This window comes from Streptomyces sp. BV286 (assembly GCF_019090165.1).
GTDB lineage: Bacteria > Actinomycetota > Actinomycetes > Streptomycetales > Streptomycetaceae > Streptomyces.
Genome location: NZ_JAHRIB010000165.1, coordinates 1 through 13843, shown reverse-complemented (window position 1 = coordinate 13843; position 13843 = coordinate 1). Strand labels below are relative to the sequence as shown.

Annotated in this window: 14 protein-coding genes and 1 riboswitch; of the genes, 12 read left to right on the top strand and 2 right to left on the bottom strand. The window is 73.2% G+C overall.

The window, feature by feature from the left end; translation table 11 throughout:
• Positions 1–27 precede the first annotated feature (27 nt).
• Positions 28–585: a YbaK/EbsC family protein gene (locus KUF83_RS29725; protein ID WP_217458071.1), complete on the top strand. Its 558-nt coding sequence runs from the start codon at positions 28–30 to the stop codon at positions 583–585.
• 9 nt (positions 586–594) lie between these two features.
• Here the strand turns inward: KUF83_RS29725 and KUF83_RS29720 are convergent, their stop codons facing one another.
• Complete coding sequence (locus KUF83_RS29720; RefSeq protein ID WP_374106196.1) at positions 595–1785, bottom strand: cation diffusion facilitator family transporter; 1191 nt, start codon at positions 1783–1785, stop codon at positions 595–597.
• A gap of 68 nt (positions 1786–1853) precedes the next feature.
• Here KUF83_RS29720 and KUF83_RS29715 point away from each other — a divergent pair, with 68 nt between their 5' ends.
• The 3 genes from KUF83_RS29715 to KUF83_RS29705 all read left to right on the top strand — a co-directional run bounded on the left by KUF83_RS29715 (position 1854) and on the right by KUF83_RS29705 (position 4253).
• Positions 1854–2213: a metalloregulator ArsR/SmtB family transcription factor gene (locus KUF83_RS29715; RefSeq protein WP_217458070.1), complete on the top strand. Its 360-nt coding sequence runs from the start codon at positions 1854–1856 to the stop codon at positions 2211–2213.
• A 190-nt stretch (positions 2214–2403) separates the two neighbouring features.
• Positions 2404–3201 (top strand): VOC family protein, encoded by a 798-nt coding sequence (locus tag KUF83_RS29710; RefSeq protein ID WP_217458069.1) that lies wholly within the window; start codon positions 2404–2406, stop codon positions 3199–3201.
• A gap of 170 nt (positions 3202–3371) precedes the next feature.
• A complete protein-coding gene (locus KUF83_RS29705; RefSeq protein WP_217458068.1) occupies positions 3372–4253 on the top strand; it encodes an MHYT domain-containing protein in 882 nt (293 codons plus the stop codon).
• A 27-nt stretch (positions 4254–4280) separates the two neighbouring features.
• Here KUF83_RS29705 and KUF83_RS29700 read toward each other — a convergent pair whose 3' ends face one another.
• Positions 4281–4688: a CoA-binding protein gene (locus tag KUF83_RS29700; RefSeq protein WP_217458067.1), complete on the bottom strand. Its 408-nt coding sequence runs from the start codon at positions 4686–4688 to the stop codon at positions 4281–4283.
• Positions 4689–4919: 231 nt separating this feature from the next.
• A riboswitch (cobalamin riboswitch) is annotated at positions 4920–5107 on the top strand.
• 66 nt (positions 5108–5173) lie between these two features.
• On the opposite strand from KUF83_RS29700, the gene KUF83_RS29695 reads away from it, so the two are divergent.
• The 8 genes from KUF83_RS29695 to KUF83_RS29660 form a co-directional block, all read left to right on the top strand.
• Complete coding sequence (locus KUF83_RS29695; RefSeq protein ID WP_217458066.1) at positions 5174–6202, top strand: ABC transporter substrate-binding protein; 1029 nt, start codon at positions 5174–5176, stop codon at positions 6200–6202.
• Between the two features lie 11 nt (positions 6203–6213).
• Positions 6214–7215, top strand: coding sequence for an iron ABC transporter permease (locus KUF83_RS29690; RefSeq protein WP_217458087.1), 1002 nt, complete (start codon positions 6214–6216; stop codon positions 7213–7215).
• Complete coding sequence (locus tag KUF83_RS29685; RefSeq protein WP_217458065.1) at positions 7212–8063, top strand: ABC transporter ATP-binding protein; 852 nt, start codon at positions 7212–7214, stop codon at positions 8061–8063. Before KUF83_RS29690 ends, KUF83_RS29685 begins: the two co-directional genes overlap by 4 nt.
• Before the next feature lie 70 nt (positions 8064–8133).
• Positions 8134–9000, top strand: coding sequence for a hypothetical protein (locus KUF83_RS29680; protein WP_308403190.1), 867 nt, complete (start codon positions 8134–8136; stop codon positions 8998–9000).
• On the top strand, positions 8997–9548 hold the full coding sequence (locus KUF83_RS29675; RefSeq protein WP_217458064.1) for a histidine phosphatase family protein: 552 nt from the start codon (positions 8997–8999) through the stop codon (positions 9546–9548). Before KUF83_RS29680 ends, KUF83_RS29675 begins: the two co-directional genes overlap by 4 nt.
• A 143-nt stretch (positions 9549–9691) precedes the next feature.
• On the top strand, positions 9692–10318 hold the full coding sequence (locus KUF83_RS29670; protein ID WP_217458063.1) for a YigZ family protein: 627 nt from the start codon (positions 9692–9694) through the stop codon (positions 10316–10318).
• Between the two features lie 68 nt (positions 10319–10386).
• A complete protein-coding gene (locus tag KUF83_RS29665; RefSeq protein WP_217458062.1) occupies positions 10387–11550 on the top strand; it encodes an exonuclease SbcCD subunit D in 1164 nt (387 codons plus the stop codon).
• 79 nt (positions 11551–11629) lie between these two features.
• Positions 11630–13843: AAA family ATPase (locus KUF83_RS29660; RefSeq protein WP_217458061.1), on the top strand; the 2214-nt coding region annotated here is incomplete at its 3' end.

Here is a 13843-nt window from a genome sequence, read left to right as displayed (position 1 = left end):
GGTCGGAGCGGCTGTTAGCGTGCCGCCATGCGCGCACCCATCGGACAGTTCGACGACGCCACGCCGGCCCCCGACCGCCTCGACGTGCTGACCGGCCCGGTCGCCGATGCCGTACGCCACTGGCGCGGGAGCGTCCCGGCCGAGCAGATCGTGTACGTCGACACGGAACCGGAGTGGGCCGACACCGCCACCTTCCTGGAGCACTACGGCCCGGAACTCCTCGACCGGTCCGCGAACTGCGTGGTCGTCGCCGGCCGGCGCGGCGGGGAGACCACCTTCGCCGCGTGCGTGGTTCCGTCCGCCACCCGGGTCGATGTGAACGGCGTGGTCCGCCGCCAACTCGGGGCACGCAAGGCGTCGTTCGCATCGATGGACACCGCGACCGGCGAGACCGGCATGGAGTACGGCGGGATCACCCCCCTCGGACTGCCCGCCGACTGGCCGGTGCTGGTGGACTCGGCGCTGGTCGATCTGCCGTACGTGCTGGTGGGCAGCGGCCGACGGCGGGGAAAGCTGCTCGTGCCCGGCAAGGTTTTCGCGGAGCTGCCGAACGCCGTGGTGATCGAAGGTCTCGGGGTCGCCTGACCGCCGGGGTCACACCACCGTGTGGTGGGCCAGTGCCAGGTGAGGGTCCGACTCGCCCGGCGCGGGTGACGGGTCGGCGTGCACCAGGGCCGCGGTGAGGCCCGGCACCGCGTGCAGCAGGGCGTGTTCGGCCGCGACGGCCACCTGGTGGGCGGCACGCACGCTCGCGTCCCCGTCGACCACCACGGCGACCTCCGCACGCAGCCGGTGGCCGATCCAGCGCAGCCGCAGTTCGCCGACACCCTGCACGCCCGGCACCTCCCGCAGCGCCTGTTCGGCCGCGTCGAGCAGGGCCGGGTCGATCGCGTCCATGACCCGGCGGAACACCTCGCGCGCGGCGTCGCGCAGCACCAGGAGCAGCGCCGCCGTGATCGCCAACCCCACCACCGGGTCCGCGAGTTGCCAGCCGAGTGCCGCGCCGCCCGCGCCCAGCAGCACCGCGAGCGAGGTGAACCCGTCCGTCCGTGCGTGCAGCCCGTCCGCGACCAGCGCGGCCGAGCCGATCTCGCGGCCCACGCGGATGCGGTAGCGGGCCACCCACTCGTTGCCCGCGAAACCGATGACGGCCGCCGCCGCGACCACCGGCACGTGCTCGACGGGGCGTGGATCGAGCAGCCGGTCGAACGCCGTCCATCCCGCGAAGACCGCGGAGGCGGCGATCGTCAGCACGATCACGAGTCCCGCCAGATCCTCCGCCCGGCCGTAGCCGTACGTGAAGCGCCGCGTCGCGGCCCGCCTGCCCAGCACGAAGGCGATGCCGAGCGGTACGGCGGTGAGCGCGTCGGCGGCGTTGTGCACGGTGTCGCCGAGCAGCGCCACGGAACCGGAGACCGCGACGACGACCGCCTGGGCCGCGGCCGTCACGCCGAGGACGGCCAGCGAGATCCAGAGCGTGCGGATGCCCCGGGCCGAGGACTCCAGGGCGGAGTCGACCTTGTCGGAGGTGGCGTGGGAGTGCGGGGTGAGGAGGTGCGCCAGGCGATGCCGCAGCCGCGACGGCAGCCCCGCGCCGGGCCCCGGGCTCCCGTGGCCGTGCTCGCGGCCCGGACGGCCGTGGTCGTGTCCGTGCCGGTGCCCGTCCCCGGAGCGACCGGCCCCGTGTCCGGGCCCGTGTCCGTGTCCGGGCCCGTGCTCAGGGCCCGAGCCGTGATCGTGGACGTGTCCGTGTTCCTGCCCGTGCCCGCTGTCCTCGGCGCTCACCTGGGCCCCTTCCCGGATTCCGGAGTGTTCGGTGGACTCGGCGAGGTCCACGGAGCCATTATGTGCGTATGAGCGCACGCATGCACCTGTCACCTGCGCACGATGAGCATCCGCGTACGCCGGGCGAGGAACAGTTCGCCCTCGCCGCCGAGCTCCTGGCCCTGCTGGGGGACCGCACCCGTCTCGTGCTGCTGCACGCCCTCGCCGAGGACGAGGCGGACGTCACGACGCTGACGGAGCGGTGCGGCGCCGCCCGCCCCGCCGTTTCCCAGCACCTGGCCCGGCTGCGGCTCGCGGGTCTCGTCAACACACGCAAGGAAGGCCGCCGGGTGATCTATTCGCTGCGGGACGGCCATCTGCGCCGGGTCGTGGACGAGGCGCTGAATCTGGCCGACCACCGGTTGAGCGACCGGCCGGCGCACGACTGAGCGGCCGTGACCACGGGTCTGTTTCGGGCTCATGCCCCGGGTACTCGGGGCATGAGCCGCAGCCTGCCTCCGGGCGCGGGAGGCCGATGCGGGGGATGCTGAGAGAGGCGGAACCCCGGCCCCGCGGGTGCTTCCGACGCTGTCGGACGTCCCCGTACGCCCCTCGGCACGATTCAGGAACGGTACTGCCATGAACCGCGACGCAACACTCCGAAGCGACGTCGTCTCCAGCCACTCGGTGGTGGGAGCCCCCTGCTGGGTCAGCCTGACGGCCCGCGACCAGCAGGCCGCCGAGGACTTCTACCGGGCGGTGCTGGGCTGGCGGTTCCGGACGACCGCTCTGATGGACAAATTCCGGGTCGCGTACGCGGACGGGGTGCCGGTCGCGGGTATCGCCGCCGTGGCCTCGATGTGGCAGATGGCCGTTGCCTGGACCCCCTACTTCGCCGTGGACAACGCCGACGAGGCGGTCGCCCGGGGGCAGGAGCGGGGCGGTACGACAGCGGTCGGGCCGATCGGCTTCCCGCCCGGCCGGGCCGCCCTGCTGGCGGACCGTGACGGGGCCGTCTTCGGCGTCTGGGAGGGCCAGCTCGTGGCCGGCTGGGAGACCTGGCGCCGGGCCGCCCCCGCCTTCCTGAGGCTGCACACCCGCAACGCCTTCGACGCCGCCATGTTCTACGGGGAGGTGCTGGAGTGGGCGACCTCGCGGCCCGGCTGCTGCGAGGTGCACTACGACGGGGACGAGGTCGTCCTGCGCAGCGACGGCGACGTGGTGGCCCGGATCCACTCCGGGGCGGTGGAGGCCGCTCCCGACCCCACGATCCGGCCGCACTGGCAGATCCACTTCGCGGTCGCCGACGTCGAGGCCTGTGTGCGTGCCGCGCTCGCCCACGGGGGAACGGTCCAGAGCGAGGCGTCCGTCACGGAGGCGGTGCTGCGCGATCCCGACGGGGCGCAGTTCACGGTGACGTCGAAGCCCCAGCGATGAGATCGCGCCACCAGAATGATGCACTCCGGCTCAAATGAGACCACTCGTGACCGGAAGTAATTGCTGGACAACGCAGTTGGCTGCGAATTGAACGAAACCGCTTGCTCCCGCCCTGGCGTGGCACGTACATCTGTCCACGCAACAGTTGTGTTCCGGGGGGATGTTGGCATATGCAAGGTACGGTCGACGGTTTCAGTTATGGGATGGTCACGCCACTGACGGCTTATGTCATGGCTTGTCTGGGAGCGGCTCTGGGGCTGCGCTGCGTCACCCGGTCCCTGGGGAACGACCGGTCGTGGAAACCGGGTTGGCTCGCGCTCGGCGCGGCGTCGATCGGCTGCGGCATCTGGACGATGCACTTCATCGCGATGATCGGCTTCCAGGTCGAGGAAAGCCGCATCAGGTATGACGTGGGGCTGACGATTCTCAGCCTCGCGGTGGCGATCGCCGTGGTCGCTCTGGGCGTGTTCGCCGTCGGATACCGGGGCGGGAACACGACGACCCTGATCATCGCGGGCGCCTTCACCGGCCTCGGAGTCGCCGCCATGCACTACATAGGCATGGCGGCCATCCGCCTCAACGGCCGCCTGCAGTACGACGTCGGTACCGTGGCGCTCTCCGTCGTGATCGCCATCGTCGCCGCCACGGCCGCGCTCTGGGCCGCGGTCGCGATCCGCGGCTTCCTGACCAGCCTGGGTGCGAGCCTCGTCATGGGTGTGGCCGTGTCCGGCATGCACTACACGGGCATGGCGGCCGTCAGCGTGCATCTGCACGGGGCGACCGGCACGCCGGGGGGCGGCGGTTCCGCCTACTCGCTCCTGCTGCCCATGCTCATCGGCCCGGTCCTCTTCCTGCTGCTCGCGGGAGTGGTCGTGATGTTCGACCCGATGCTCGTCCTCGGGGACAGCGACCGGGACCCGGCTGCGTCCCGCCGTCGCACCGTGGCCCGGAGTACGGAGCGGCCCGCCCGCCCCGGGGCGCTGTTCGAGGCCCCGTCCGCCACGGAGCGGCGCACGTACGAGTCAGGGGCGCCCGCCCGGCGCGGCTGGTGAGCGAAGGCGCTGCCGCCGTCCGGCAGGTCAGCCCAGGCGGGGGATCTCGATCGCCGGGCAGCGGTCCATGACCATGTCGAGGCCGGCCGCGCGGGTGCGCTCGTACGCGGCCTCGTCGATCACGCCGAGCTGGTACCAGACGGCCCTGGCGCCGATGGTGACGGCCTCGTCGGCGACGGCGCCGGCGAGGTCGCTGTTGACGAACACATCGACGACGTCGACGTCGAAGGGGATCTCCTCCAGCGAGGCGTACCCCTTCTCCCCGTGGACCGTCTCGGCCTTCGGGTGGACCGGGACGACGCGCTTGCCGTAGCGCTGGAGCACCTCGGCGACGCCGTACGCGGCACGCCGTTCGTTCGAGGACAGGCCGACGACCGCCCAGGTGTCGCCGAGCTCGGTGAGGATCTTGCGGACGGTTGCCGGGTCGCCGTACACGGTGGGCCTCCTGGGGGTGCGGGTGAGGGCTGCTGCGCCGGACAACAGCGGGCGCGGGGCGGTGATTCCCGGCGCCGGGCGCCCGCGCGGCCGGTGACGCCTGCGCGGCCGGTGACGCCCGCCCGGCCGGTGAGGCCCGCCGCCCGGCCGCGGGAAGTGGGCAGGGCGCCCGGCGAGGAACGACTCCGGATCCGGGGTTCTCGCACCGCCGCGAGGCCGCGAAAGCCGCCGTGATAGCTTGCCGAGGCCAGTCGAACCCATGTACGTGGGTCAGGGAATCCGGTGGAAATCCGGAGCTGACGCGCAGCGGTGAGGGTGACGGGCGGGGCATCGGCCACTGGACCGGTATGACGGTCCGGGAAGGCGCCTCGTCCGGGTGAACCCGAGTCCGAAGACCTGCTGGCGGCCTCCGCGGTCCCTTGACGGCGGGGGAGCACCGTACGACCGGGCTCCGCGTTCGAGCCCTCGACGCCCGAGGAACTCCCGTGCCCTTCGCACGTCTTGCCCGTCCTGCCGCCCTCGTCCTGTCCGGGGCCCTCCTGCTGACCGGTTGCGGCGGTGCGCAGGGAACACCGTCCGACGCGGACTCCGAGGCCGCCGTCACCCTCGACAACTGCGGTGTGTCCGTCCGCGTCGGCTCACCGCCACGGCGGGCCGTCTCCCTCAACCAGGGCACCACCGAGATCCTGCTGTCCCTCGGCCTCGCCGACCGCATGGCCGGCTCCGCCACCTGGACCGATCCGGTGCTGAAGGGCCTGGAGAAGGCCAACGCGACAGTGGAGCGGATCGCCGACAACAACCCCTCCTTCGAACGTGTCCTGGACGCCGACCCCGACTTCGTCGCCGCCTCGTTCGTGTCCACGCTCGGCAAGGGAGGTGTGGCCACCCGGCAGCAGTTCGACAATCTCGGTGTCCCCACCTATGTCTCGCCCTCCGACTGCGAGGGCAAGGACAACGCGGCCGGCGGCGACGGCGCCCGCGAGCAGGCCCTCGACATCGACACCGTCTACGGCGAAGTGCGCGACCTGGCCGAGGTGTTCGGCGTGGAGAAGCGCGGCGAGCGGCTCGTCGCCGGCCTCAGGCAGCGGGTGAAGAAGGCCACCGCAGGGGTCGACGCGTCCGACGTCACCCTTCTCTACTGGTTCGCCAACTCCGACTCGCCCTACATGGCGGGCTGTTGCGGCGCGCCCGGCATCATCACCCGGGCCCTCGGCGCGAAGAACGTCTTCGACGACACCCACGACGAATGGCCCCAGATCAACTGGGAGACGGTCGCCGACCGCGACCCCGACGTCCTCGTCATCGGTGACCTCACGCGCAGGTCGCAGACCGCCGAGTCCGCGAAGAAGAAGATCGAGTTCCTGGAGTCCGACCCGGTCACCAAGAACATGACCGCCGTCAGGAAGAAGCGGTACGTCCTGCTCAGCGGGCAGGCACTGAACCCGACCATCCGCACGGTCGGGGGCATCGAGCAGGTCGCCGCCGCCCTGCGGGAGTTCGGGCTTGCCGGGTGACGCGGCCGCGCATGGTCCTGCTCGTCGCGGCCGGTGCCGCGCTGCTCTGTGTGTCCGTCGCCGTGGCGATCACCATCGGTCCGGCGGACATCCGCGTCGGCGACGTGTGGTCCGCCGTCGCGGCCCATCTGGGGCTCGGGGCCACGGAACTGAGCCCCGTCCGTGACGGCATCGTCTGGGAGCTGCGTCTGCCGCGCACGCTCCTGGCGGCCGTGTGCGGGGCCGGACTCGCCGTGTGCGGCGCGGTGATGCAGTCCCTGCTGCGCAACCCGCTCGCCGACCCGTTCGTCCTCGGGGTGTCCTCGGGCGCCTCGACCGGCGCCGTCGTGGTGGTCGTGCTCGGGGTCGGCGGAGGCCTGGTCTCCGTCTCCGCGGGCGCGTTCCTGGGCGCGCTGCTCTCGTTCGGGCTGGTCCTGTTGCTGAGCCACACCCTGGGCGGTGCGACGGACCGCGTGGTGCTGAGCGGTGTCGCCGCGATGCAGCTCTTCTCCGCGCTCACCTCGTTCGTCGTGATGACGTCCGCCGACGCCGAGACCACCCGCGGCGTGCTGTTCTGGCTGCTCGGCTCGCTGAGCGGAGTCGGCTGGACCGACGTCTGGGTCTGCGGCGCGGTGCTCGGGGTCACCCTGCTCGTGTGCCTCGCGTACGCGCGCACACTCGACGCGTTCGCCTTCGGCCAGGACGCCGCCGCGACGCTCGGCGTGTCCGTGGCCCGTACCCGTCTGGTGCTGCTGTGCGCCACGGCACTCCTGACGGCCGCGCTGGTCAGCTCGGCGGGCGCGATCGGCTTCGTCGGACTCGTACTGCCGCACGCCGCACGGGCGTTGGTGGGCTCCGGCCACGCCAGGCTGCTGCCGGTCACCGCACTGGCCGGAGCGGTCTTCCTCGTGTGGGTCGACACCCTGGCCCGTACTGTCCTCGACCCCCAGGAAGTGCCGGTGGGTGTGGTGACCTCGCTGATCGGTGTGCCGGTGTTCGTACTCGTGCTGTACCGGACGCGGAGGACGGGATGACGACGGACAGCAGGACCGCCGGGGCCACCAAGGACACCGGACCCGTGGAGGCCGCGCCGGACGACGGGCTGCACGCCCACCGCGTGAGCCGCACCGCCGACAGCCGGCTCATACTCGACGGCGTCAGCATCACCCCCGCCCGGGGCGCCACCGTCGGCCTCCTCGGGCCGAACGGCTCAGGCAAATCCACCCTCCTGCGCCTCCTCGCCGGCGTCCTGGCCCCGGCGTCGGGAGTGGTCACGCTCGACGGCAGCCCCCTCGCGGACCTGAGCCGCAGGGACATCGCGCGCCGGGTCGCCGTGGTCGAGCAACAGGTCGACACCCAGGTCGAGTTGAGCGTGCTGGACGTCGTACGGCTCGGCCGCACCCCGCACCGCCGCGCCTGGACACCCGCGTCCCCGGCGGACGAGGAAGCCGTGCGGGACGCCCTCGACCGCACCGGACTCACCGGCCTCACCCACCGCTCCTGGCACACCCTCTCCGGCGGCGAACGCCAGCGCGTGCAGATCGCCCGCGCGCTCGCCCAGGAGCCCCGCGAACTGCTCCTCGACGAACCGACCAACCACCTGGACATCCAACACCAGCTCGACCTCCTGACCCTCGTCACCTCGCTCCCGGTCACCAGCGTCGTCGCCCTGCACGACCTCAACCTCGCGGCGATGTACTGCGACCAGCTCCTCGTCCTGCGCGAGGGACGCGTGGTGGCCGGCGGCACCCCGGGCGACGTACTCACCGAGCAGCTCATCGCCGAGGTGTACGGCGTCCGGGCCGCGGTCACACGCGAGGGTCCCGACGACCGGCCGCACGTGCGTTTCCTCGGCACCGCGGGACGGCCCGCGCCCCGATGAGGCGCGAGCGCGTGTCCGCAATGACGTCGGCATCCCTGCGCGCGGCCCCTCACGCGCCTACGCTCAGCCCGTGCTGCGTATCACCGACGCCCGAACCGGCGACCCTGTCACCGCCGCCCCCGCCCGCCGGGGCCTGACCCGCGTCGAGGCCCATGTGCCGCGCCCCGACACCACCGGCCTGCGGGTGCTCCTGATCGCCGACGTGCTCGTACGGGCCCTGGAGATCAGCGGAACACCCGTCTGGACCGTCCTGACCGGCACGGAACAGCGCACGGAGCTCCGGGCCCGGGCCGCGGAGCTCGGCATCCGGCCGTTCGAGGACGAACGGGACAGCGGATCCGGGCTGGGCGAGGCCCAGGTGCTGCGCGTACTCGGCCCGCCCGACCGGCTGGAGGGCAGCGATCCGGTAGGCGCCGAGCGGGAGAGCAACGAGCCGGTGGCCGGGGAACCGGTGGACGGGGAACCGGCGACCGACGGCCCGGTCGGCAGCGGCACCGCCGCCGGGCAGGCGGTGGCCGGTGAGGCGGCGGGCGGTCTGTGCGTCGCGGTCGCCGGGGCAGAGGTCGAGTCCGGTGCGGCGCACGACGAGGAGAGCGCCTCGGCGCTGCGCCTCGCCCTGCTCGCACGCCCCCGCGGCGAGACCCTCCACATCGGCGCGGCCGACCTCGCGGACGCGCGGGAGAACCTGCGACGCTGGCGGGACGCCGTCGCCGTCTGGGCCACCCGGCCCTCCGGGCCCATCCCCGATCCCGTACGCGAACAGCTGCGCGCCGCCTGGGAGGACGACCTGGACGTGCCCGCCGTGCTCGGTGTCCTGCGGAAGGTGGAGACGTCGGGGACGGTTCCCGACGGGGCCCGCTTCGAGACGTACGCCTACGCGGACCGGCTCCTCGGGCTGGAGCTCACCCGTGACATCGGCCGCGGAGCCCCGGCGTGATCGCGCGCGCCGGAGCGGGCCCGCTGCGCCGTCTGATCGTCCTGCGGCACGCCAAGTCCGCCTATCCGGACGGCGTCACGGACCACGAGCGGCCGCTCGCACCGCGCGGCCGCCGGGACGCCCCGGCCGCCGGACGCGCGCTCGCCGCCGTGGACTGCCTGCCGGAGCTGGCGCTCTGTTCGACCGCCGTGCGCGCCCGGCAGACCTGGGACCTGACCGCCGCACAGTGGGGCACCCCTCCTCCCGTACGTCATGACGCACGGCTGTACGGGGCAGACGTGCCCGAGCTGCTGGAAGTGGTGCACGAGGCGCCCGCCGAGGCCAAGACCCTGCTGCTCGTCGGGCACAACCCCGGCCTGGAGGACCTGGTGCTGACGCTGGCCGGCGACGGCCTCGACGACGCGCTCGACGACGTGCGTACGAAGTTCCCCACCTCCGCCATCGCGATCCTCGCCTGGCACGGCGGCGGCTGGGAGTCGCTCGGCCCCAGCACCGCCCTGCTCACGGACATGATCGTGCCGAGGGGAAGGAAGAAGGGCGGCACGTAGACAGCGGGGGAGGGGTGGAACCGGGGGTGTTCGGCGATGAGGGCGGCGGGGCAGGGCCCTCGGCGGGCCGCTGCCGCCCTCCCGGGACGGCGCCGCCCGCGCGACGGTCGCACGCGTGTGTTCCGCACGCATACGCTGGCCCGATGCAGGACGAGTACCGCACGGTGGCCCGCGCAGGCGTGCACGAGATCGAGATCAACCGCTCCCGCTTCCTCTGCGCCCTGGCGCCGGCGGCCACCGAGCGGGAGGCCCAGGACTTCGTCGCGGCCGTCCGCAAGGAGCACGCGGACGCGTCGCACAACTGCTTCGCGTACGTCATCGGCGCCGACGCCGCCGTGCAGAAGGCGAGCGACGACGGTGAACCGGGCGGCACCGCGGGCGTCCCGATGCTCCAGATGCTGCTGCGACGCGACATGCGCTATGTCGTCGCCGTCGTCACCCGCTACTACGGAGGCGTCAAACTCGGCGCGGGCGGACTCATCCGGGCCTACGGCGGTGCGGTGGGCGAGGCACTGGACACCTTCGGCACACTCACCCGCAGACGCTTTCGCCTCGTGACCCTGACCGTCGACCACCAGCGGGCGGGCAAGGTGGAGAACGACCTGCGCTCGACCGGCCGCGACGTGCGTGACGTGCGCTACGGGGAGGCCGTCACCATCGAGATCGGACTGCCGGACTCCGAAGTCGACGCCTTCCGCAGCTGGCTCGCCGACATCACGGCCGGGACAGCCGGGTTCGAACCGGGCGGAGAGGCGTACGGGGACGCATAGGCCGCACATCGGGCCGATACGGGAGTAGCCGCCCGTGATGTCCGACCCGGCCGTTAGTCTCGGGGATCATGAGGCTTCTGCACACTTCCGACTGGCACCTCGGCCGGGCGTTCCACCGGGTGAACATGCTCGGAGCCCAGGCCGAGTTCATCGGCCACCTCGTCACCACCGTGCGCGAGCGCGCGGTGGACGCGGTGGTCGTGTCGGGGGACGTGTACGACCGGGCCGTGCCCCCGCTGGCCGCGGTCGAGCTCTTCGACGACGCACTGCACAGACTCGCCGCCCTCGGCGTGCCCACGGTGATGATCTCCGGGAACCACGACTCGGCGCGCCGGCTCGGTGTCGGCGCAGGACTCATCGACCGCGCCGGCATCCATCTGCGGACCGACCCCTCCGCGTGCGGCACCCCTGTGGTGCTCGCGGACGCCTTCGGCGGGGTTGCCTTCTACGGACTGCCGTATCTGGAACCGGCCCTGGTGAAGGACGAGTTCGGAGTGGACAAGGCGGGCCACGAGAGCGTGCTCGCCGCCGCCATGGACCGGGTGCGCGCCGACCTCGCCACCCGCGCGCCGGGCACGCGTTCCGTCGTCCTCGCCCACGCCTTCGTCACCGGTGGTGAGGCCAGCGACAGTGAGCGGGACATCGCGGTGGGCGGGGTCGCCGCCGTCCCCGCGGGGGTCTTCGACGGAGTCGACTACGTCGCGCTCGGCCATCTCCACGGCAGCCAGACCATCACCCCGCGCGTGCGCTACTCGGGCTCGCCCCTGCCGTACTCCTTCTCGGAGACGGACCACCGCAAGAGCATGTGGCTGGTCGACCTGGCAGCCGACGGCTCGGTGGAGGCCGAGCGCCTCGACTGCCCCGTACCGCGCGCACTGGCCCGTGTCCGTGGCGCCCTGGAGAATCTCCTCGCCGATCCGGCACTGACGCGCCACGAGGAGGCATGGGTCGAGGCGACCCTCACCGACCCCGTGCGTCCCGCCGACCCCATGGCGCGGCTCACCGAGCGGTTCCCCCACACGCTCAGCCTCGTCTTCGAACCCGAGCGGGCGGCCGACGACCCCGACGTGTCGTACGCGCGACGGCTCGCGGGCCGCAACGACCAGCAGATCGCGGAGGACTTCGTGGCCCACGTGCGCGGCGCCGGCCCCGACGAACACGAACAGGCCGTGCTGCAGGACGCGTTCGACACGGTCCGCGCCGACGACACCGTCCGCGAGGTCGCCAGGTGACGCCGCACGACCAGGACGGCCGACGGGACGCGGCACAGCCGCACGGCCCGTACCGCGCCCCGCACTTCGAGGGAGCCCGATGAGGCTGCACCGGCTGCACATCACCGCCTTCGGGCCGTTCGGCGGCGCCCAGGAGGTCGACTTCGACGACCTGTCGGCCGCCGGACTCTTCCTGCTGCACGGGCCCACGGGCGCGGGCAAGACCTCCGTCCTGGACGCCGTCTGCTTCGCGCTCTACGGCTCGGTGCCGGGCGCAAGGCAGGGCGGCTCGCTGCGCAGCGACCACGCGCTGTCCGGCACCCGCACCGAGGTGACGCTGGAACTCTCCGTGGCGGGACGCCGCCTGGAGGTCACCCGGCAGCCGCCCTGGGAGCGCCCCAAGAAGCGGGGCACCGGCACCACGAAGGAGAAGGCACAGAGCTGGCTGCGCGAGTACGACGCCCCGGCGGGCTCCTGGAAGGACCTCAGCCGCTCCCACCAGGAGATCGGCGAGGAGATCACCCAGCTGCTGGGCATGAGCCGTGAGCAGTTCTGCCAGGTCGTGCTGCTGCCCCAGGGCGACTTCGCGCGCTTTCTGCGGGCCGACGCCGAGGCCCGCGGCAGACTCCTCGGCCGTCTCTTCGACACGAGCCGCTTCGCCGCCGTCGAGCAGAGCCTGGCCGAGCGCAGGCGGGCGACCGAGACGCAAGTGCGATCCACGGACGCCGAGTTGCTCGCCGACGCCCACCGGATGCAGCAGGCTGCCGGTGATCTCGTCGAGCTGCCGCTGCCCGACCTGACACCCGGCGAACCGGGGCTCGCCGAGGCCGTCCTCGCGTGGGCGGCCATCGCCAGGAGCACCGCCCGCGAGAGGTTCACGATCGCCCACTGCGCGCAGGCCGCCGGGGAGTCGGCGCAGGCCGCCGCGGATCGCGTACTCGAGGACGTACGCGAAGTGGCGCGGCTCCAGGAGCGGTTCGCCGAGGCCCGGGAGCGGGCCGCTCGTCTGGAGGAGCGGTCCGGGAGCCACCGGGAGGCGCTGGTACGCATGGAGCGTGGCCGGAAGGCGGAGGCGGTGGCGCCCGCCCTCGGACTGCGCGAGGCGACCGGGGCCGAGCACCGCCGGGCGGCCGACGCCGAGGCGCGCGCCCGTGACCTGCTCCCCGAAGCCTTCACGGAAGCCGGGGCGACGGAACTCGCTTCCGCCGCACGCAAGGCCGCCGAGGAGCTGGGCGGACTGGAGTCGGCCCGCCGAGGCGAGCACCGGCTCGCCGAACTCGCCACCGAAAGCCACGAGTTGGACCGTCAGGAGCGCGCCGACGAGGACGTGCTGCAGGACGCCGAGCACTGGCTCTCGGAGTGGGAGACGCACAAAACGGGCCTCCAGGCACGTATCGACGCGGCCCAGGAGGCCGCCACCCGCGCCGAACAGCTCTCCGTCCAGCGTGACCCCGCCCGCTCGCGGCTCGCCGCCGCCCGGTTGCGCGACCAGCTCGCCGGGGACACCGACGAGGCCCACGCACGCGTGCTGGCCGCGCGCGAACGGGCCACGGAGGCCCGCGCCCACTGGCTGGACCTCAAGGAGCAGCGCCTCAAGGGCATCGCCGCGGAACTCGCGGCGGGCCTGGTGGACGGCGAGGCCTGCACGGTCTGCGGCGCCACCGAACACCCCGTTCCCGCCCGGAAGGTCGAGGGGCACGTCGACCAGCGGGCCGAGGAGGCCGCGCTCGCCGCGTACCAGCGCGCCGACGAGCAGCGCACCGAGGAGGAGCGACGGCTCGGCGTGGTGCGTGAGGCGCTGGCCGCCGCGACGGCCGAGGCGGGAGACACCCCCACCGGCCGACTCGCCGAGCAGGCCGAGGAGTTGGAGCGGCGACACGCCGAGGCGCGGGGCGCCGCCTCGGGGCTGCACGCGGCAGGTGAGGCACTCCGGCAGGCCGAGCAGGAGCACCGGCGCCGGCTCACCGCCCACCAGGAGGCCGCGGTGCGGGGCGCCTCACGGACGGCACGCAAAGAGGCCCTCGCCCGGGAAACGGCAGCGCTGGAAGAGGAGTTGACGCAGGCCAGGGGTTCGGCGGGCAGCGTCGCCGAGCGGGCGGCCCAACTGGAGCGGCGGGTCTCGACGCTCACGGAGGCCGCGGACACGGCGCGCGTCGCGGCGGACACCGCGCAACGGCTCAAGGACGCCGACGCGCGACTCGCCGACGCCGCCTTCCGGGCCGGGTTCGACACGCCGCAGGCCGCCGGGGCGGCCCTCCTCGACGACGCCGCCCACCGCGATCTGCAACGACGGATCGACGCCTTTCAGCAGGAG

What these genes read in the sequence shown, in the direction of transcription:
- KUF83_RS29665 (WP_217458062.1), top strand. Translation starts at nt 10,387, where the DNA reads ATGAGGCTTCTGCACACTTCCGACTGGCACCTCGGCCGGGCGTTCCAC.
- KUF83_RS29685 (WP_217458065.1), top strand. Translation starts at nt 7,212, where the DNA reads ATGACGACGGACAGCAGGACCGCCGGGGCCACCAAGGACACCGGACCC.
- KUF83_RS29670 (WP_217458063.1), top strand. Translation starts at nt 9,692, where the DNA reads ATGCAGGACGAGTACCGCACGGTGGCCCGCGCAGGCGTGCACGAGATC.
- KUF83_RS29705 (WP_217458068.1), top strand. Translation starts at nt 3,372, where the DNA reads ATGCAAGGTACGGTCGACGGTTTCAGTTATGGGATGGTCACGCCACTG.
- KUF83_RS29710 (WP_217458069.1), top strand. Translation starts at nt 2,404, where the DNA reads ATGAACCGCGACGCAACACTCCGAAGCGACGTCGTCTCCAGCCACTCG.
- KUF83_RS29715 (WP_217458070.1), top strand. Translation starts at nt 1,854, where the DNA reads ATGAGCGCACGCATGCACCTGTCACCTGCGCACGATGAGCATCCGCGT.
- KUF83_RS29725 (WP_217458071.1), top strand. Translation starts at nt 28, where the DNA reads ATGCGCGCACCCATCGGACAGTTCGACGACGCCACGCCGGCCCCCGAC.
- KUF83_RS29690 (WP_217458087.1), top strand. Translation starts at nt 6,214, where the DNA reads ATGGTCCTGCTCGTCGCGGCCGGTGCCGCGCTGCTCTGTGTGTCCGTC.